The 18,358-nt window shown below is 62.7% G+C and carries 18 protein-coding genes; 8 read left to right on the top strand and 10 right to left on the bottom strand.

Translation table 11 applies throughout. From position 1 onward, the window contains the following. Position 1: 1 nt before the first annotated feature. Complete coding sequence (locus tag BHQ40_RS08280; protein WP_070154769.1) at positions 2 to 1,111, bottom strand: NAD(P)-dependent alcohol dehydrogenase; 1,110 nt, start codon at positions 1,109 to 1,111, stop codon at positions 2 to 4. 302 nt (positions 1,112 to 1,413) lie between these two features. Between BHQ40_RS08280 and BHQ40_RS08275 the strand changes: the two genes are divergently transcribed. Then, positions 1,414 to 1,647 carry a hypothetical protein gene (locus BHQ40_RS08275; protein WP_139139235.1) on the top strand — a complete coding sequence of 78 codons (234 nt, stop codon included), beginning with the start codon at positions 1,414 to 1,416 and terminating at the stop codon, positions 1,645 to 1,647. Between the two features lie 74 nt (positions 1,648 to 1,721). Here the strand turns inward: BHQ40_RS08275 and BHQ40_RS08270 are convergent, their stop codons facing one another. Further along, complete coding sequence (locus tag BHQ40_RS08270; protein WP_070154765.1) at positions 1,722 to 2,174, bottom strand: MgtC/SapB family protein; 453 nt, start codon at positions 2,172 to 2,174, stop codon at positions 1,722 to 1,724. Between the two features lie 272 nt (positions 2,175 to 2,446). Here BHQ40_RS08270 and BHQ40_RS08265 point away from each other — a divergent pair, with 272 nt between their 5' ends. The 4 genes from BHQ40_RS08265 (at position 2,447) to BHQ40_RS08250 (ending at position 6,581) form a co-directional block, all read left to right on the top strand. Continuing rightward, on the top strand, positions 2,447 to 3,052 hold the full coding sequence (locus tag BHQ40_RS08265) for a VOC family protein (protein ID WP_070154763.1): 606 nt from the start codon (positions 2,447 to 2,449) through the stop codon (positions 3,050 to 3,052). A 79-nt stretch (positions 3,053 to 3,131) separates the two neighbouring features. Next, positions 3,132 to 4,463 (top strand): histidinol dehydrogenase, encoded by a 1,332-nt coding sequence (hisD, locus tag BHQ40_RS08260; RefSeq protein ID WP_070154761.1) that lies wholly within the window; start codon positions 3,132 to 3,134, stop codon positions 4,461 to 4,463. Between the two features lie 36 nt (positions 4,464 to 4,499). After that, positions 4,500 to 5,240, top strand: coding sequence for an SDR family NAD(P)-dependent oxidoreductase (locus BHQ40_RS08255; protein ID WP_253183293.1), 741 nt, complete (start codon positions 4,500 to 4,502; stop codon positions 5,238 to 5,240). A gap of 36 nt (positions 5,241 to 5,276) precedes the next feature. After that, positions 5,277 to 6,581, top strand: a complete 1,305-nt coding sequence (locus BHQ40_RS08250) for an MFS transporter (protein WP_070154756.1) — start codon at positions 5,277 to 5,279, stop codon at positions 6,579 to 6,581. 61 nt (positions 6,582 to 6,642) lie between these two features. Here BHQ40_RS08250 and BHQ40_RS08245 read toward each other — a convergent pair whose 3' ends face one another. The 3 genes from BHQ40_RS08245 to BHQ40_RS08235 all read right to left on the bottom strand — a co-directional run bounded on the left by BHQ40_RS08245 (position 6,643) and on the right by BHQ40_RS08235 (position 10,493). Beyond that, complete coding sequence (locus BHQ40_RS08245; RefSeq protein ID WP_070154754.1) at positions 6,643 to 7,290, bottom strand: glutathione S-transferase family protein; 648 nt, start codon at positions 7,288 to 7,290, stop codon at positions 6,643 to 6,645. A 36-nt stretch (positions 7,291 to 7,326) separates the two neighbouring features. After that, the gene (locus BHQ40_RS08240) at positions 7,327 to 9,531 is read right to left on the bottom strand and encodes a TonB-dependent receptor (RefSeq protein WP_171905803.1); all 2,205 of its coding nucleotides are present in this window, start codon (positions 9,529 to 9,531) and stop codon (positions 7,327 to 7,329) included. Between the two features lie 92 nt (positions 9,532 to 9,623). Further along, positions 9,624 to 10,493 (bottom strand): fumarylacetoacetate hydrolase family protein, encoded by an 870-nt coding sequence (locus tag BHQ40_RS08235; RefSeq protein WP_070154750.1) that lies wholly within the window; start codon positions 10,491 to 10,493, stop codon positions 9,624 to 9,626. 144 nt (positions 10,494 to 10,637) lie between these two features. Here BHQ40_RS08235 and BHQ40_RS08230 point away from each other — a divergent pair, with 144 nt between their 5' ends. After that, complete coding sequence (locus BHQ40_RS08230; protein WP_070154748.1) at positions 10,638 to 11,546, top strand: LysR substrate-binding domain-containing protein; 909 nt, start codon at positions 10,638 to 10,640, stop codon at positions 11,544 to 11,546. A 27-nt stretch (positions 11,547 to 11,573) separates the two neighbouring features. Here the strand turns inward: BHQ40_RS08230 and BHQ40_RS08225 are convergent, their stop codons facing one another. From BHQ40_RS08225 to BHQ40_RS08205, 5 genes are all read right to left on the bottom strand, one after another. Then, the gene (locus BHQ40_RS08225; protein WP_070154746.1) at positions 11,574 to 13,235 is read right to left on the bottom strand and encodes an FAD-dependent monooxygenase; all 1,662 of its coding nucleotides are present in this window, start codon (positions 13,233 to 13,235) and stop codon (positions 11,574 to 11,576) included. Positions 13,236 to 13,260: 25 nt separating this feature from the next. Further along, positions 13,261 to 14,157 (bottom strand): SDR family oxidoreductase, encoded by an 897-nt coding sequence (locus tag BHQ40_RS08220; protein ID WP_070154744.1) that lies wholly within the window; start codon positions 14,155 to 14,157, stop codon positions 13,261 to 13,263. 21 nt (positions 14,158 to 14,178) lie between these two features. After that, entirely contained in the window at positions 14,179 to 15,246 is a 1,068-nt protein-coding gene (locus BHQ40_RS08215; RefSeq protein ID WP_171905802.1) for an aromatic ring-hydroxylating dioxygenase subunit alpha, read from the bottom strand. 118 nt (positions 15,247 to 15,364) lie between these two features. Beyond that, a complete protein-coding gene (locus BHQ40_RS08210) occupies positions 15,365 to 16,318 on the bottom strand; it encodes a quinoprotein relay system zinc metallohydrolase 1 (RefSeq protein WP_070154742.1) in 954 nt (317 codons plus the stop codon). Next, positions 16,315 to 17,145 (bottom strand): quinoprotein dehydrogenase-associated SoxYZ-like carrier, encoded by an 831-nt coding sequence (locus BHQ40_RS08205; protein WP_070154739.1) that lies wholly within the window; start codon positions 17,143 to 17,145, stop codon positions 16,315 to 16,317. Before BHQ40_RS08205 ends, BHQ40_RS08210 begins: the two co-directional genes overlap by 4 nt. 74 nt (positions 17,146 to 17,219) lie before the next feature. Here BHQ40_RS08205 and BHQ40_RS08200 point away from each other — a divergent pair, with 74 nt between their 5' ends. Both BHQ40_RS08200 and BHQ40_RS08195 read left to right on the top strand, forming a co-directional pair. Next, positions 17,220 to 17,768: a rhodanese-like domain-containing protein gene (locus BHQ40_RS08200; RefSeq protein WP_070154737.1), complete on the top strand. Its 549-nt coding sequence runs from the start codon at positions 17,220 to 17,222 to the stop codon at positions 17,766 to 17,768. A 109-nt stretch (positions 17,769 to 17,877) separates the two neighbouring features. Continuing rightward, positions 17,878 to 18,312, top strand: a complete 435-nt coding sequence (locus BHQ40_RS08195) for a pseudoazurin (protein ID WP_139139237.1) — start codon at positions 17,878 to 17,880, stop codon at positions 18,310 to 18,312. Positions 18,313 to 18,358 lie beyond the last annotated feature (46 nt).

The raw sequence follows: 18,358 nt of genomic DNA, 5'->3' as shown, positions 1-18,358 counted from the left end.
CCTATTCTCCCGGACGCAGCACGGCCTTGAGGACCTCACCGCTCTCCGAGGCGTGAACTGCCTTTTCGATGTCGCTCATGGGGAAGAATTTGATCAGCTTGTCGAAGGGGAAACGCCCCTGCCGCCAAAGCTCGACAAGTTGCGGGATGAAAATGTCGGGAACGCTGTCGCCTTCGATAATTCCGCGGACCGTGCGGCCGAACAATATGCCGTTCATATCGAGCGAAAATTCCGTGCCCAGCGGCGCGACGCCTATGATGCCGCAAATGCCCGTCAGCCGCAGGCAGTCGACGGCCTGCCGCGCAACCTTTGGCAGCCCCGTCGCTTCCAGCGAGAATTGGACGCCTTCGCCGCCCGCCGCGGCCTGGATGGCGGCGACCGGATCTTCCCGGCCGGGGTTGATGACATGGGTGGCCCCCAATTGCTGGGCGAGGGCAAGCCGGTCGTCGTTGAGGTCCACGGCGATGATAGTCGCGCAGCCCACGACGCGGGCGGCCATGACGGCGGCCAGCCCGACCGATCCCGCGCCAAAGACGGCGATGCTGGACCCGGCCTTGGGCTTCAGCGCATTCATCACTGCGCCAGCCCCGGTCTGAATGCCGCATCCCAATGGTCCCATGATTTCGAGCGGGACGTCGCGCGATATTTTCACGACATTGCGCTGGGTCGCGATCGCATATTGGGCGAAGGAGGATTGCGCGAAGAAATAGGCGCTCAGCGTGTTTCCATGCGCGTCGCAGCACGGGCTGGAGCCATCCGGCCGCGCGCCGGTGAAGTTGCGGCCATATAGGTCCGGGCAATAGCCGAACAGGCCCTGCTGGCAGTTTGCGCATGTCCCGCAACTGGCGAAGGTGAGTACGACATGATCGCCCACTTCCACCTTGCTGACCTTGCTGCCGACCTTCTCGACGATGCCGGAGCCTTCATGGCCGAGGATGGCGGGCAGGGGCGTTGGGAAATATTGATCCCTGACAACGAGATCCGTGTGGCACATTCCAACACCGGCGATGCGAATCAGCACCTCGTCCTCACGCGGATCTTCCAGTTGGACCGTCTCCACGACAAATGGCCCAGACTGTTCCCGCACGACGGCGGCGGTCATATTGCGCATCAACGCCCCTCCTATTTTCTATTAAAAGAACGGTCGTACGTTTTTTATCTGCCGTCAAGCGCAAAATGCTGCGGGCGGGCGGCAAAGCGACGGGTCGAGCGCGCTTCCGCCCGCGCAGGGCAGGTGCGATAATCGCCTGAACGGACGGCGCTATTAAAGGGGAGATACGGGTAGCGCTGGCTGCGGAAGCGTGCGCGCCAGGGATATGCGCGCCAAGGATATGTGCGAATGCCGCCGCCCGCCTAGGAGGCGCGCCAACGCGATGGCCGGTCTTGGGCGCGGAGGCGGACTTTGTATCCTTCATGGTCAGCCGATATTTCAGCACCGCCCTTTTCAGCCGGGTCGTGGGCGCGATGTGGGTCGCATGGGCCTGGGGCGGCGGCATCGGCACCTATCTGGCGGGACTGTCCTATGACTGGACCGGCTCCTATGCGAATGCCTTCATCGGCTTTGTCGCACTGCTGATCCTCTCCGCCGTGCTGCTGCTTCGCATGCCGCCCTATTTCCACGCGCATGGAAAGGCGGCGGCGCATTAGGGGCGTCACGCATCGCGCGGCCATAGCTGCCGGGCCTATGGCTGGCGGCGCTCATCCCCGCCGCACAGGACAGTTCAGGACTGCTGGCCAGGTCCCTCGCTCTGCTCGTTCGCGCTCGGTTTGAGTGGCGCCATGAGCCAGAGCGTGGCCATGGTGAAAGCCGCCAACATGACCGCTACGCCATAGCTGCCCAATCCCGTCGCAACCCCAATGGCGCCGGTAACCCAGAGGCTGGCGGCCGTTGCGGTGCCCCGCACCGATTCCCTGCCCTGCAGAATCGCACCGCCGCCAAGGAAGCCGATGCCCGCAATCACGCCCTCCAGCACCCGCGCCATCGCCGCCGGGTCGTCGGCAGTCAATTGTTCCACCGCCTGCACGAAACCGGAACTCGCCAACGCCACAAGTGGGAAGGTCCGCAATCCGGCGCTGCGTTCTTCCTTCTCCCGATTCCAGCCGATCGGCACCGCCAGCGCGTAAGCGGCCGCCAGAGCGAGAATGTGGGGCAGGAACGCGAAAGGATCGGTCACGGAAAGGTTCCTCTGGCGCTCCTTCCAGAAACGGGGAAGCCGCCGCCCGTGTCAGCGCACGCGCCGTCCGCCGGTTCCAGACGCCGGATCGGCGAATGCGAAATATATGGAAAAACCCCGCATCAGCGATGGCGCATTTCCCGCCGACGGGCGCATCCCACATGATAACAAACCAGCATCGTACCGGAAAAAGCAACATCGTGAGATACGCTCTCAAGGCGTCCATACTGTGAAAACGAACCTGCTTTGCAAGGCGTTCACAGGAGATAGCGATGGTTGCCACAGAGGCTCAGTTCACCGGAAGCGATCAACAGTCCGGTGTGACTGTCTCGCCGATCAAGCTCGCCCATGTCGTGTTCAAGACATCCCGTTTCAGGGAGATGATCGATTGGTATCGGCTCGTCCTGAACGGCACGATGGCGTTTGCGGATGAGGGCATCGCCTTCCTCGCCTATGACGACGAGCATCACCGTATCGCCTTTATCAACGTGCCGGGACTGGGGGAGCAGGTGGGGAAGCTTGCCGGCGTGCACCATGTCGCCTTCACATATGCCACGCTGGAGCAATTGCTGGATAATCATGCGCGGCTGGCCGAGAGGGGCATCGCACCGGCCTGGTCGGTGAACCACGGACCCACCACCTCGCTCTATTATGCCGACCCGGACGGCAATCACCTGGAATTTCAGGTCGACAATTATGAAACGGTCGAGGAGGCGGGGAAGTTCTTCTTCACGGATGCCTTCGCCACCAATCCCATCGGCGTGGATTTCGATCCGGTCGAGCTGCGCCGCCGGTTGAAGGCGGGCGAGGATGAGGATCAGCTCAAGCAGCGCCCGGCGAGCGGCCAGCGCGGCGTGGACAGCATCCCGCTGCGCTGACGCGCCAATCCAAATCATATTGACGCCCGGGCCGCAGCGAGCGCGGCCCGGCACTTCTGCAATCAGACAGGAAAGACGAATGGCACGATATCTGAAGCGTGGGGCGGTTGCCGAAGTGAAGGCGGAGGCGGACCGCCAGGTGCGCGAAACCGTCGAACGAACGCTGGCCGATATTGAGGCGCGGGGCAATGCGGCCGTTCGCGATCTTTCCATCAAGTTCGACGATTGGGACCGCGACGATTATCGCCTGACGCAAGGCGAGATCGACGCCTGCGTCGACAGCCTGACGCCGCAGGAGCGCAAGGACATAGAATTTGCGCAATCGCAGGTGCGCAATTTCGCCCAGATCCAGCGTGACAGCATAAAGGATGTGGAGGTGGAAACGCTGCCCGGCGTGATCCTTGGCCATCGCAATATTCCGGTCAATGCGGCCGGTTGCTATGTGCCCGGCGGCAAATATCCGTTGCTGGCGTCCGCCCATATGTCCGTGATCACCGCCAAGGTCGCCGGAGTGCCGCGCATCGTCACCTGCGCGCCGCCCTTCAAGGGGCGGCCCGCTCGCGCGATCGTCGCCGCGCAGGCGATGGCCGGCGCCGATACCATCTATGCGCTTGGCGGCATCCAGGCGGTGGGCGCGATGGCGCTGGGCACACAGAGCATCGATCCCGTCGATATCCTTGTCGGTCCCGGCAACGCCTTCGTCGCGGAAGCGAAACGCCAGCTTTACGGGCGCGTGGGCATCGACCTGTTCGCCGGCCCCACAGAGACGCTGATCATCGCCGACGAAGCGGCGTGCGACCCCGAACTGGCGGCGACGGACATATTGGGTCAGGTCGAACATGGCCCGGACAGCCCCGGCATATTGCTGACCAATTCGGAAAAGCTGGCGCGGGAGACCATGGCCGAGATCGAACGGCTGCTGCAGATATTGCCGACCGCCGATCATGCCCGGCGGGCGTGGGAAACATTCGGCGAAGTGATCGTGGCGGACAGCTATGAGGAAATGGCCGCAATCGCCGACGACATTGCCAGCGAGCATGTGCAGGTGATGACCAGCGACCCGGATTATTTCCTGAACAACATGACGAATTACGGCGCATTGTTCCTTGGCCCGCGCACCAATGTCAGCTTCGGCGACAAGGTGATCGGCACCAACCACACGCTGCCGACGAAGAAGGCGGCGCGCTATACTGGCGGCCTGTGGGTCGGCAAATTCCTCAAGACCTGCACCTACCAGAAGGTTCTGACCGATCAGGCGTCGGCGCTGGTTGGCGAATATTGTTCGCGCCTGTGCGCACTGGAGGGCTTCGCCGGACATGGCGAACAGGCCAATGTGCGCGTGCGGCGCTATGGCGGACGCGATGTCCCTTATGCGGGTCAGGCCGCGCCGAGCGAATTGACCGCAGTCTGACCGGATATGGGCAGCCCGCTTCCCCGCACCCCCAGCATGAGACTGGATGGCAGGCGGGCCATAGTCACGGGCGCGGGCAGGGGCATCGGCCTTGCCGCCGCAGCCGCGCTGGCGGAGGCGGGGGCAGCGGTGACGCTGATCGCGCGCAGCGCCAGCGAGATCGAGTCCGGGGCAGACATGATCAGAGCGGCGGGGGGCGAGGCATCGGCGCAAATGCTGGACATTGCGGACCTCGATGCGGTCAACGCCTTCTTCCCCGCGCAGCCCGCTTTCCATATTCTGGTCAACAATGCCGGGACCAATCGGCCCAAACCGATGTGGGATGTCAGCCCGGACGATTTTGACGCGGTGATGGACCTCAATCTGAAGTCGGCCTTCTTCGTTACCCAGGCCTGTGTGGCGTCGATGATCGCGCAGGGCATTGCCGGGTCGATCATCCATATGGGATCGCAGATGGGGCATGTCGGCGGACCCAACCGGTCGCTTTACTGCGCCAGCAAATGGGCGCTTGAGGGCATGAGCAAGAGCTTTGCGCTTGACCTCGCCCGCTATCGCATCCGGTCAAACACCATTGCCCCCACCTTTATTGAAACGCCGATGACGCGGCCCTTTTTTCAGGACAAGGCTTTCCTCGACAGCGTGCTGGCGAAGATCAAGCTTGGCCGGCTTGGCGCGGTCGAGGACCTGATGGGCGCTGTTCTTTTCCTGGCTTCCGATGCGTCGGCGATGATGACCGGCACCAGCATGGTGGTGGATGGAGGATGGACGGCGGATTGAGCCTGCCACATGATAATAAGGCGCTGAGAGGATTGCATGTACCACCAAAGCTATCGTGAGCGCCTGTTGGCGTCGCCCATGAGCCGGTTTCAGATTACCGCAGTCGCAATGGTCATCGCACTGTGCGCGCTCGACGGCTTTGACGTATTCGCCATCACCTTCGCCATTCCGGAGATCGAGCGCGAATGGCGGGTCGGCAAGACAGAACTGGGCATGGTGCTGTCCGCAGGGTTGCTGGGCATGGCGATCGGGTCACTGTTCATTGCGCCGCTGGCGGATCTGTGGGGCCGCCGCCGGGTGCTGATCCCCAGCCTGGCGGTGGTGACGGCCGGTACCGCCTGGTCCTCCATGGCGTCGGGACCGCTCGATCTGGGGCTGTCGCGGTTGACCACCGGCATTGGCATCGGCGCGATGATTGCCATCATCAATCCGCTTGCGGCGGAATATTCCAACGCGCGGCGGCGCGACCTGTGCGTCACCCTGCTTAATCTGGGTTTTCCGGCCGGCGCGATTGCAGGGGGCATGATCGCTGCATGGATATTGCCGCAATTTGGATGGCGGGCGCTGTTCGTCTGGGCGACGGTGCTGGGCGCCGTCATGCTGCTGCTGTCGATACGCTGGCTGGTCGAGCCGATCGCCAGCGTGCTGGCGCGCCCGTCGGAAAATACGCTGGAACGCGCCAACGCCTATCTGGCGCTGTGCAACCAGCCGCCGCTTGCCGCCCTTCCCGAGCGCGCGGCCAAGGACAAGGAGCCGTCGGCGCTGTCCCTGCTGCGCAGGCCCGACATGGCGGTCGTCACCCTCTATGTGATGACGATCTATTTCCTCTACGTCGTCTCGCTTTTCTATATTCAGAGCTGGATACCCTCGATGGTCGTGGGCGCGGGCTTCGACCCTTCGCAGGCCGCGCGCGTGTCGGTGTGGATGAACATCGGCGGCATCCTCGGCGGACTGACGCTTGGCATGCTGAGCGAGCGGATCGGCCTTAAATATTGCGTCGCGCTGGCCTTTGCCGGCGGCGCGCTGACGATTGGCGCGTTCGGCCTTGTGCCGGTGCAGATCGGGATCTTCATGGCGACCGGCGCATTGCTTGGCTTCTTCACCATTGGCGGTATGGCCGGGCTTTACGCGGTTGTGTCCCGCAGCTTCCCTGCGGAGGCCCGCGCGTCGGGGACCGGCCTGGTGATCGGCATCGGCCGGCTGGGCAGTGCGATCGCACCGACCGTCGCGGGCCTGCTTTTCGCCCTGGGCTTTGGCCGATCGTCCGTGTCGATCGTGATGGCGGTGCCCGCCCTCATCGCTGCGTCGATGCTGCTGCGCGTGAAAATGCGGAAGGACTGACCGGAGGGTTCCGGCCAGTCCTTCCTATGGGGTTATGCGCAGGGGTGAACGGCCGGGGCGGCTACAGCTTGAGCGTTGCTCTCGCCTCGGCATCGATCTCCAGCATCCGCTGGAATGCGGGCCTGTCAGACATTTTTCCGGCATGTCCGTTCAGCAACGGATAGGGCGTGCTGTCGAACTTCGCGTTCCGGGCGACGGTGAATGCCCAGTTGAGATAGACATCGACGATCGACCATTCCCCCAGCCACCATTCCCGCTCCGCCAGCCGCCGCTCCGCATAGCCGAAAGATTTCTTCGCCAGCGCTTCGGACTTTTTCCTTACCGGCTCACCGTCACCGTCCGTCAGGCGTGAAGGGTTGGCGATTCCGCGGATTTGCGGATGGAGCGTTCCGCCGCAAAAGGACATGCCTCCCACGGCCTCCGCCCGCATGCGGGGCGAAGGATCGGCGGGGAACAGCCCTGCGTCGGGACGCAGCGCCGCGATATAGGTCAGGATCGCCGCGTTTTCGGACAGCGGTTCCCCGTCGATCAGAAGCAGCGGCACTTTGCCCAGTGGCGAAACGCCAAGATAATCCGCGCCCGACTGTTCGCCCGCAGCGAGGTTCACCAGCCGGACTTCGTAGCTAAGCCCGGCCGTTTCCAGCGCGCATATACTGACCTGAGAGCAGGCGCCGGGGAAATGATAAAGGACGAGTTCGGGCTGTGGCATGGTGGTGATCGTTTCCTCTTTGATCGACGGGCGTTGTCAGAAGCTGAGCTTTGCCGTTACGCCGTAGGTGCGCGGCGCCTGACCGTAAGAGATCGGGTATCCGATCGCCTGGCTGCTGGCGTTGGTGATGATCTTCTCGTTGGCGAGGTTCCGCCCCCAGAAGCTGAGCGAATAATGCTCGTCGCTCGACGTCCAGGTGATGGAGCTGTTGAGTATCACGAAGCTGCCCTGCCGCAGGAAATTGTCCGGCTCGAAATAATAGTCGCCATTATAGTTGCCGGTGACGTTGAAGTGCAGGTTGCCGAAGGAAACATCCGTTTCGTAATCCGCCGCAAGCGAGGCGGCGAATTTCTGCGCCTGGGGGATGCGGTTGCCGCTGGCGTCCACGGTGACCAGCGTGCCGCCGCCGCCGGGCCGGACGATGCTGCCCACCGCGTTGCGATAATCCGTGAACTCCCCATGCATGATTTCCATGCCGCCGCTCAGGCTCAACGCGTTCGAAAGCTTGGCATTGAAGTCGAGGTCCAGGCCGTAGATTCTTGCCTTGGCGCCATTCACGACCGTCTGGGCATTATTCAGGAACTGGATCACCTGCAGGTTGGAATAGTCATAATAGAAACCGCCGATGTTCAGCCGCAGGCGGCGATCGAAGAGCTGCGTCTTAAGTCCGACTTCATAGGCATCCAGCCGTTCGGGCTGATAGGGGGGATTGTTGACGTTGAGGACATTGAACCCGCCGCTCTTGATCCCGCGATTATAGGAAACATAGCCCAGAATGTCGGGAGTGAACTGCTGGTCCAGCGCGATGCGCCAGGTCGGCTTCTTGACGGTGAGCGAGTCTGGCGTGGCCGCCGGCTTGGGCACCGTCAGCACCGTTCCGTTATAGCGGGTGAGGACGGTCGATCCTTCGAAATTGCGCTTCTCATACGTCCAGCGACCACCGACGGTCAGGCGCGTGCCCGGCGCGAACTCCCAGGTCGCCTGTCCGAACGGCGCGATGGACTCGGTGGTCTCGATGCCGAAGGTCTGGCTGAGGCGATTGGAAGTTGGCCCGAACACGGCGGGCGGATAGAAAGGCTCATAGAATGTCCGCGTGATCGGCGTATTGGCGATCTTGTTCCAGAAATAGAAGGCGCCGACCGTCCAGGTGAAGGGGCCGCTGTCGTTCGAGATAAGCTGAATTTCCTGGGAAAAGCTCTTGTTCGGCTGATCGCCCTTGTCGACCTGAACATAGAAAGCGGGCGTTCCGGTGGGCACGTCGTCAAACAAGTAGCTGGTGCTGCCGCGCCGGTAGGCGCTGATCGACACCAGCTTGGCGAAGTCGAGATCATGATCGATGGTAAGGCTGACGCCGCCGCCCTTGAACGCGGTGAAGGGGTCAATCTGGGAGCGCGTGTCGCGCACATTGCCGACCGGCGCGAACGGGACGGTATATGCAGTGCCCGGATAGGGAACGAAGCTGTAGGCGCGCTCCTTCCGGTTCATATAGTCGCCGATCACCGTGACGTCCGTCCGCGACCCCAGCTCGAACATCAGCTTGCCGCGCAGCGACAGCGAATAGAGCAATTGCAACGTATCGTGACCGTTGGTCAGGTTGGTGCCATATCCCTCGCCCTGATCGGTATAGTCAGCGGAGAAACTGGCGGCGACGCCATCGGCGATACCGCCCGCCGCATAGACCGTGCCCCGGAATGTGGCGTAATTGTCTATGCCCGCCCTCGCCATGAACTCGCCGTCCTGCGTGGGCGTCTTGGTCGTGATCTGGATGACGCCGCCCGTCGCATTGCGGCCAAACAGGGTGCCCTGCGGCCCCTTCAGCACGGCGACCTGCTGGACGTCCGGCAATTCGCGCAGACCCTCGCGCTGCTGGGGCAGATACACGCCGTCGATATAGAGGGCGACGGGATTTTCCACCACGTTGCTCGACGTGCCCACGCCGCGAATATAGGGCTGGAACGCGCCAGCCGTTACGCGGGACGTCAATCCGGGGGTGACGGCCGGGAGCGTCTGAAGATTGGTGATGCCAGCGCTCTCCATTTCCTCGCCATTGATCGCGGTGATCACGATGGGCACCCGCTGCAGATTCTCGGCGCGCTTCTGCGCGGTCACGACAATATCCGCCACGCCGGCATCTTCCGCTGCGGCGGCGGCTTCGACCTGCGCCTGCGCCTGCGCCTGACATGCCATCATCGCGATGGGCAGAAGGATCGCGGTCGACAAATGGAGTGTGTGAACTTTCATGGACATTCCCCTCTGATCTTTTGATTATATGTTTCTAAAAATCCGTTCCGGCTGACGCCTTACCGGCCCCACATGCCGCTAGGCGCAGCCTGTCACGCGGGTTCGGCGATCACCGTGTTTTCAATGTGTCCCAGCCCCTCAATCTCCACCCGCATCACATCGCCGACCTGCACGAAACGGGGCGGTTCATGCGCCACGCCGACGCCGCTGGGGGTGCCGGTCGACAATATGTCCCCCGGCTTCAGCGTCATGACGGTCGAGAGGTAGGCGATCTGATCATAGATATTGTGGATCATATGGCCGGTAATGTCGTTCTGCCGCTCCTCGCCATTGACCAGCATGCGAAGCCGCAGCGCGTGCGGATCGCCGATTTCATGCGCCAGCGTCAGCCAGGGGCCGATCGGGCCGTGGGTGTCGAAGGATTTGCCCAACGTCATCGTGGAGGAGCGCCGTTGCCAATCGCGCACCGACACATCGTTCGCCACCATATAGCCGCCGATCACCGACGCCGCATCGGCGGCCGTCACATGGCGGCAGGTCTTGCCGATCACCACGGCCAGTTCCGCCTCATAATCAAGGTCGGCGGAGACGCGGGGCATCACGACGTCGGCGAAGGGGTCGTTGATGCACGACACCTGCTTGTTGAACCAGAGTTGATAGGCGGGCGCTTCATAGCCAAGGCTGACGGCCTCCTTGGCATGTTCGCCATAGTTCATGCCGATCGCGAGAAACTTTTCAGGCCGGTGAAGCGGGGCGTGAAATATCACGGAATCCAGCGCCAGCGCGCCAGCGCTGTCCGCCTGCACGCCTTCAAAGCGCTCTATCGCTTGCGCGCCCGCCTCAAGGAAGCTGATGACATCGTAAGGCAGGCCGGGGTCGGCAATCGACAGGTCGACGACATGATCGCCGAACACCTTGCCGAGCCGCTTTTTCCCATCCTTCGAAACAACGGCCAATGGCATCAGATTTCCTCGCAATGCGGCCGGCTGGAGGTGCGGCCTTGGCCAGCAATCTAGGAAATCGGCCTTTTCTTGCGGAGAGCCTAAATAGCCGATATTGATATCAATAAAGTATCAGAATGATAAGCTTAGAGGCGAGGCCAACCGATGAAATTGAGCCATTTGCGCGACGTGCTGGCAGTCGCCGAAGCAGGAAGCCTACGCGCGGCGAGCCGGCAGCTTGGTATCGCCCAACCAGCAATGACCCGCAACATCCGCGATATTGAAAATGAGCTGGGCGTCGCATTGTTCGAACGGCATGTCCGCGGTGTCCGGCTTACAGAAATGGGCGAGGTGTTCGTCCGGCGCGCGTCCTCGGTGGAAGCGGAACTGCGGCGTGCGCGCGAGGAGATCGAGCAGCTCAAGGGCAAGACGACCGGTCAGGTCTCCCTCGCGGCATCGACGGCGGCAAGCATCGCGGTTTTGCCCCGCGCGCTCGCCAATTTCCGCAAGGATTATCCCAACGCCCTGGTCAAAGTGTCGGAAAGCCTGTTCCAGCCGATCGAAACAGACCTGCTGGAGGGCAGGGTCGACATGTATGTCGGCGTGTTCGACGAAGAAGCCTTCACCAACCAGTTCCTGATCGAGAAACTGTTCGACAACCGCCGCGTGATCGTGGCGCGCAAGGGGCATCCGCTGAGTGGCACCCGGCGTCTGGCCGATCTGGTCGATGCGCGATGGGTGCGGCCGACATTGGCCACGCGCACAAGCGAGGCCGATTTTGAGCGCATGTTCGAACGCGCCGGGCTGCCCGCGCCTGAAATCGTGATGCATTCCCGCTCCACGCTGATCACATTGATGGTCGTGGCCAGTTCAGATCTGTTGACGATCCTCCCCAAACAATGGCTCGAATTTGCGCTGGCCGCCGATCAGTTCCAATCACTGGAGGTCGATGATCCACTGGTCGCGGCGCCGGTCTGCATCGTGCGGCGGCGCGACCTGCCGCTGACGCCGATGGCCGAGCGGCTTTGCGATCTGGTCCGGCGATCGGGCACGCATTATGGCCAGCAGCAATAGGGCTGCCCGCGCCAGATGTCGCCGCGCCTAGCGCGTGGCCATGGCGGGCAAAGATGTCGCGGCATCGGCGCGCTGGCCAGTGACCACGGCAAAAATATCATCGCCCAGCCATGCGTTTCCGCGCCAGGCGACATGCTGATCCGGGCGGATAAGCGCCAACCGCCCGCCATAAAGTTGGTCGAGGCCGCAGCCGGGCAGATCGACAATCGTCAGGGGCGCATCCAGAGCGGATGAATCGCGCTGCGCCTTTTCAATCTCGGCCGCCATGCCGTCGCCCATGACGAGAAGTGTGAAACCCGGACCGAACAGGTCGTACAGCGACCGTCCGTCATCCAGCCAGCGATGCGGGGCCAGCGCACCGGGGGCGGCGCTCGGTTCATAGTCGCGCGTCATTGTCCATCCCGCGGATGAACCATCATCCACTATGATCGGCGAGTTGAGGTAGCGGTAGCCGAGCACGACCCCAAGGGCGTTGAACTCCTGATATTTCGTCCGGTGAATGAGCGCGGCCACATCCTCGCGGATTTGAGCGCCTTCGGGAGTGTCATCCTCTATGCCAGCCCGGAAAAGCTGATTGGCGAGAACGGCGTGATTATTCTCCGCCTCGTCCAGCACCATTTCATGAACCGGCCGGCGTTCCGCCTCATAGCTATCGAGCAGGGCGGGGCCGCCCCATCCCTGCAGCCTGGCGGCCAGTTTCCAGCCAAGATCGACTGCATCGGACACGCCCATATTCATGCCAAACCCCCCAAAGGGCGGATGGAGATGGCATGCATCGCCGGCCAGGAAAACCCGGCCAAGGCTGTAATTGTCGGCAAGCAGGCGGCTCGCTACCCACTCGTCCGAACTCAGGATGCGATAGGGAAGATCGATGCCGGTCGAACGGCGGATCAGGTCCACGGCCTCCTTATCGCTCAGCGTGACGTCTTTCGGCAGCATGGTGGGCATGAAATACCAAAGGTCATCCTCGTCCATCCGGCCGATCAGGCTCGGCATCTCCGCATTGACCTGCCAATACATGATCCCCGGCCCCTGGCTATGGGCCTCCGCCAGACCGGGCGCTTGGAAGATGATGTTATAGTTGCGCGACAGGCCATAGGTGCCGACCATCTGCGCGCCGATATTCTCGCGCACCAGGCTGCGCGCGCCGTCGGCCCCCACCAGATAGCTCGTTTCGACGCGCAGTTCGTGACCGCTTGCCCCGTCCCGCAACGCCACCTGCACCGTATCGCTATCCTGGGCGAAGCCGAGATATTCCTTGCCGAACATCATCTGAACCGAAGGAAGCGAGGCAGCATGTTCACGCAGCACCGCCTCCAGCTTATATTGCGGAATCCACTGGCCATGCTCGCTGTAGCGGTCGTCGCGGCGCGGCGCGCAATTGAGCGAGTCCTCAAACCGCGCGAGCCGGTAACCGTTCAGCCGCGTCACGAAATGCACATCGCTTGGGTAGTCGATTCCGAAAGGCGACATTGCGGCCAGCTTTCCGGCGATGCCCCAGCGGCGCATATGTTCCCGCGTACGGACGTGCGTGGTCTTGGCGCGGGGGGCATGACCGCCGCGTTCCGTACGCTCGACCAGCAGGCAGGGTATGTCGCGGCTGCCCAATTCTATGGCCAGGGCAAGGCCGGTCGGTCCCGCGCCCACAATGACAACCTGTGGCCGCGCCTGTACGTTTGCTAACGTCACTTTCTATCTCCGGGATGGCGTGCGGCTAGGCCCGCTCAGTCAGCAGGGCTGGCGCGGACACCAGGAACTCGCGGTAATTCCGTTCAACGAATTGGGCGAAGCTGGTGGGCTCCCGGCCAAGCAGCCAGGTCAGCACGTTGGGATTGCCGATAAAGTCGTGCGCGGAGTAACGGGCGCTGATCGCGCGCAGGACCCGCGCCTCATGGGTGAAGTTGGCAGGGTCCTTGTCGCCGATAAAGGCCTTCAGATATTCGTCGCCGCTGATCTCCTCCACCGGGACAGGCTTGCCCATCACATCGGAGATGATGCCGCCCAGTTGGCGCGCGTCATACCGCCCGCGTCCGACCAGTTCATAGGTCGCGCCATAATGGCGTTCGGGGTTGACCAGCACATCGAACACGACATCGGTCACATCGTCGAGATCGACCATGGACTGAAACCGGTCGAGCGACCAGGAGAGGCGGAAAACACCGTCGCGGAACACCGGCTGCAGCTTGAGCGGCAGCATATAATTGGCGGGCTGGAGGATAGTGAACTCCAGATCGGAGGCGAGCAGATATTCCTCAACGTCGCGCTTTATCCCATGCTGTACCAGATCAGTAATGATCGCATGCAGCACGGAGCTGAAAACGAAATGGCGCACGCCAGCGTTGCGCGCCGCATCGATGGAGGCAAAGCCGATCTCCCGCTCACGCGGATGAAGCACCGGGCCGATATGATAGACGGACGTCACGCCCTCCATGGCGCGATCCAGCACACCTGTTTCGCTCATGTCGCCGACCAGGACTTCGACGCCCATCGCGCGCAGCTTGTCGCCGGACTGTTCGGAACGCACCAGCGCCCGCACCGGCACGCCCGCCCTCGCCAGCTTGGGCATCAACAGCTTGCCCTGATTTCCATTTGCCGCGGTTATGAGAAACACGTTGCCACTCCTGTTTAGAGATTAGTTGTGGGCCAACTTGCGGGTCGCTGCCTGGCCCGTTTCGCCGTTCATTTCGCTGTCCATCATCCGCTCCAGGCACCGCCGGCCCTCGACCGATCCTACATCGGCCTGCAATGCGTTGGACCAATCGTCGCCATGACGATCGATCGCGATCTGCTGCGCCTCCAGCACCCGCTTGTCCTCGTCGAAAGCCTCGCTGACCTGATTGAAGATCAGGGCGTCGATCTCCGCATCGTCGATGCGGAAGTTGCGGGCCGTGGCCCAGAAATAGTGGGTCGTCTTTTCATTCGCCGGGGTCATGGCGTTCATCACCCACAGGTTGATGCCATGACCCAGCCTGCCTTCGGGCGCGCCCGTGCCGGTTTCTGCGCCGCCGGTGTGGATGACGACAAAGCTGGGCGCGGTGTAGCGGATGACGGACCAGCGATCGATGTTTCTGCCTGCGGGCAGATGGCCGGTCTTTTCATAGGTTGGCGGCGGCGGGCAATCGATCACCCAGCGCGAAACGCGCACGCCTCCATCGATCTTCTCCGCGGAAATCTTTGCATTGGCGCCAAATTCGCGGTTGCCGATGGTTGAGGTATGGACGAAGCCGACATGCGAGAGATCGAGCAGATTGTCGTTGAGCAGGCGAAAGCCCGCCTTCACAAAATTCGTGCTGCCGACCGCCGCCAGACTGGGATCGGTGAGCTGATGGAAATCCGGTATCTTTGCGGGGTCGGCCAGTTCGACATCCCCTGTCCAGATCCAGATCCAGCCATAGCGTTCGTCGACCGGATAGCTCCGAATGCGGGCGCGGGGCGGGATCGCTTTCTGGCTGGGCACATGGACGCAGCGGCCTTGGGCGTTGATCTGCATGCCATGATAGCCGCATTGAATCGTTTCGCCGACGACCTGCCCCATGCTAAGTTTCAGATGGCGATGCGGGCAACGGTCCTCAACGGCGGCAAGCAGGCCGGACTCTGTGCGGAACACCACCACCTGCTGCTCAAGTATTTCGCGGCTCACAGGGGCTTCGGCGACGTCTCTCGCCCAGCAAATGACATACCAGCAGTTGTGAATATACACAGGCTCTCTCCAGCACTTACCGGACAATAGCATCATGCAGTGCTAAATCGTGATGGGGAGATGCAGTCAGCGATAGCAAATAGATATCGCTGGATGATGTGGGCCTTGCCTGTCGCCCTTAGCGGTCCTGTATATCGACGCGGGGGAGCAACGCCGCTTCCAGTCCGGGATAGAGATGCGACACGCTGCGTTGCAGTTCGTAACGCGCGGCGGCCATGCCGGCGAAGCGGGGCGGAATGTCGATGTTGCCTGCCTCTACCATATCCAGCCCGGACTTCACGGCTTCCGTAAGGGATGCTTCCAGCCAGTCGATCCAGTCGCGGGTTTGCGCAATCGCCGCGCCTCCCGATGGATCGAAAGGCCCATGGCCGGGGATGGCTCCGTGGTGCGGTACGGCCTTCAGCGCATCCAGGCTCTGCCGCCATTTCGCCAGATCGGCCGTCGGCGTGCTGGGCGCGCGATCATGGAACAGCAGGTCGCCGGCGATAAGCGTCCCTGTGCTTTCGTCCAGCAGGGCAAGGTCCGCCGCGCTGTGCCCCGACAGCGGCAGAAGCCTTAATGTACGTCCGCCAAAATCTTCCGACGCCTGCTCGATCCTGCGCCCTGGCAGCAGCAGTTCGGTGCCCCGCATCCAGTCGCCCAGAATGCGGTACATGGCGTCGGCAAAGCCGCGCCCGTCCCGCTGCATGTCGCCAATTGTTTGCGGCAGGGCCGCGACGATCGCCGGGTCGAACGCCGCGATCCCCATGCCATGGTCGGGGTGCAGGTGAGTCACATAGACCCGGATCACGGGCTTCCCCGTCACCTGCTCCGCAACCGTTTTCAGCGCGCGGCCATAGCGAAGCGACGGGCCGCTATCGACCAGCACGGTTCCGGCAGGCGTGGCGATGATCGCAATATTCGCTATCGCTCCGCCATTAGTGGGCAGGATCGGCGCATCGTCGCCATGGATCATCCAGACGCCGTCCGCTACCGCCACGGGGGCGATCTTATACTCGGCGTTCGCCGCCATTGCCACGACCGGCATCGACGCCAGCAGTCCGCCAATCATCGTCCGGCGGGAAAGGATCACCGCGCCGCCGCCAGCGGCATGGGCGATTGCTGTGAGACGGGAACCCTCGCGATATAGTCCCGCCCGTTGCTGTCCCGTCCCTCGACAGTCAGCGTCTCGCCCGCTCTGGCCTGCGGCATCAGGGTGATCGCGGGATCTTCGGAAACGGATGCCCATATGTCCATGTCGCCAAGGACCGCGCCGGACGCCGACCGGACCTCCATCGCCTCAATATTATAGGTGGGGATATTGGCGACAAAGCCGGTGTCCATCGGATGGCGGAAGGTGATGCGCAAACGGCTGACGCCTCCGCCTCCGTTCGCGCCGGGCGCGGGCCAGGCTTCACCCCGCATCTCGCCCAGATGCTGCGCCCAGTCGCCCTTGACCCGGCTGACCGGAGGCGCGGAACAGCCACCGCCCGCCGCATCGACCCAGCCGCCGCTCACCAGCCATTGCCCGTCGGCAAGCTGTACCGCGCCGCGCACAGGCGTTCGCTGGTCAAGCTTGATGCGCGTGGCGATATAAGGTTCGGCTGCCTTGGGGCGATAGTCGATGGCGATCGGTATGGGGTTGAGATCGGCGAAGATTACCATGCGCTTCACTGGCCCGATGCCCCGCGCGTCGAGAGCGACGGGAAAGCTGCGCTGGTTTTCCGCGATTTCCGGGAAGGCCACCTTGACCCGCGGGTCGAAGCGGACGGGATCGTCGCCGAAGATGGTTGTCGCATGCGCCTGCCACATGGGGGAGGCAAGGGGATCGTCGGGATATGGCGCGCGCGCAGATGCTGGAGCGGAAGCCAGTAAGGCCCCCGCGCAAAGCAGTATGAGCGTCGGGATGCGCCGTTTCATGTCCTTCTCCCAAGGTCCATGATTACAGCCGCTGCCGGGCTGCTACCATTGCACCTTGGGTCTGGAGATAGACGATGTGGAAGGCGCTGACCATTCTGGCCCTGATCCTCGCCCCGGCTGTGGCGATAGGCGCAGAACCCGGCGAGGAACTGTTTAACGCCGACGGATACCGGATCGCCCATTATCGCGCGCCAGTGCCCCATGCGCCTGAGGGTGTCGGAAGGATCGCCCCGGCGGCCGCGGCGCAGTTGCGGCCAGACCGGGATGCGCTGTTCATTGACGTGCTTCCGGCGGAGGGCGGGCATCGCGAGGCGGACGGACAATGGCGTCTGGCGCAGCCGCGCCCCAGCATTCCGGGCGCGCACTGGTTCCCGGAAACCGGGCGGGGCGAACTGGCGTCCGGTTTCGCGGACTGGTTTGCGCAGGGCGTCGCGCGGTTGTCACGTGGGCGGAAGGACCGGATGATCGTCACCTTCTGTCTCGCCGATTGCTGGATGAGCTGGAACGCCGCGCGACGATTGCGCGCGCTTGGCTACACCAATGTCTGGTGGCTGGCCGAGGGGACGGACGGCTGGCGGGATATGGATTTGCCGCTGGTCAATGCGACGCCCGTATCCCGTTAGGACCAAAGACCAATTGCGGCGGAAGGCTGCCCGGCCGAAGCATGGCGGCAATCGGCGATGCCAAAATGCTTTAGGAGAAACTATGTCCTCGTCCCCCACCAGGAACCTCATGCTGCCCGCCGCTCTGGCGGCCGCGCTGATTGCCGCCGCTCCGTTCACTGCGTCGGCCAAGGATATTGTGGTGCATATGAAGAATCAGGGTGCGGAAGGCGCGATGGTCTTTGAACCCTCGTTCGTGAAGGCGGCGCCCGGCGACGTCATCCATTTCATGCCTACCGATCCCAGCCATAATGCCGAAACCATGCCGACCATGCTGCCGGCGGGCGTCACGCCAATGAAAGGCGGAATGAACAAGGAGGCGGTGATCACGGTCACGAAAACGGGTCTCTACGGCATCAAATGCATGCCGCACTATTCCATGGGCATGGTCGCCCTGATCCAGGTGGGGAAGGTTACGCCCGCCGACGTCGCCGCGGCGAAGGCTGTCAAGCTTCCCCCCTTCGCAGCCAAGCGGATGAATGCCGCGCTGGCCAAGGTGAAATGATCAACATAATGCCCGCTGCATGATACGGGCAGGCGGACTTCCGGCA

Origin of the sequence: Sphingobium phenoxybenzoativorans (genome assembly GCF_001757355.1) — a bacterium.
In the GTDB taxonomy this organism is placed as follows: Bacteria; Pseudomonadota; Alphaproteobacteria; order Sphingomonadales; family Sphingomonadaceae; genus Sphingobium; species Sphingobium phenoxybenzoativorans.
Note: the sequence above shows the minus strand (reverse complement) of the source record. Positions and strands in the feature narration are given on the sequence as shown.

Bases quoted from the DNA above. Each gene is read 5' to 3' on its own strand.
- BHQ40_RS08205 (WP_070154739.1), bottom strand. From the start codon at position 17,145: ATGAAACGGCGCATCCCGACGCTCATACTGCTTTGCGCGGGGGCCTTA.
- BHQ40_RS08195 (WP_139139237.1), top strand. From the start codon at position 17,878: ATGCTGCCCGCCGCTCTGGCGGCCGCGCTGATTGCCGCCGCTCCGTTC.
- BHQ40_RS08250 (WP_070154756.1), top strand. From the start codon at position 5,277: ATGTACCACCAAAGCTATCGTGAGCGCCTGTTGGCGTCGCCCATGAGC.
- hisD (WP_070154761.1), top strand. From the start codon at position 3,132: ATGGCACGATATCTGAAGCGTGGGGCGGTTGCCGAAGTGAAGGCGGAG.
- BHQ40_RS08265 (WP_070154763.1), top strand. From the start codon at position 2,447: ATGGTTGCCACAGAGGCTCAGTTCACCGGAAGCGATCAACAGTCCGGT.
- BHQ40_RS08280 (WP_070154769.1), bottom strand. From the start codon at position 1,111: ATGCGCAATATGACCGCCGCCGTCGTGCGGGAACAGTCTGGGCCATTT.
- BHQ40_RS08275 (WP_139139235.1), top strand. From the start codon at position 1,414: ATGGTCAGCCGATATTTCAGCACCGCCCTTTTCAGCCGGGTCGTGGGC.
- BHQ40_RS08240 (WP_171905803.1), bottom strand. From the start codon at position 9,531: ATGAAAGTTCACACACTCCATTTGTCGACCGCGATCCTTCTGCCCATC.
- BHQ40_RS08235 (WP_070154750.1), bottom strand. From the start codon at position 10,493: ATGCCATTGGCCGTTGTTTCGAAGGATGGGAAAAAGCGGCTCGGCAAG.
- BHQ40_RS08245 (WP_070154754.1), bottom strand. From the start codon at position 7,290: ATGCCACAGCCCGAACTCGTCCTTTATCATTTCCCCGGCGCCTGCTCT.
- BHQ40_RS08255 (WP_253183293.1), top strand. From the start codon at position 4,500: ATGAGACTGGATGGCAGGCGGGCCATAGTCACGGGCGCGGGCAGGGGC.
- BHQ40_RS08200 (WP_070154737.1), top strand. From the start codon at position 17,220: ATGTGGAAGGCGCTGACCATTCTGGCCCTGATCCTCGCCCCGGCTGTG.
- BHQ40_RS08230 (WP_070154748.1), top strand. From the start codon at position 10,638: ATGAAATTGAGCCATTTGCGCGACGTGCTGGCAGTCGCCGAAGCAGGA.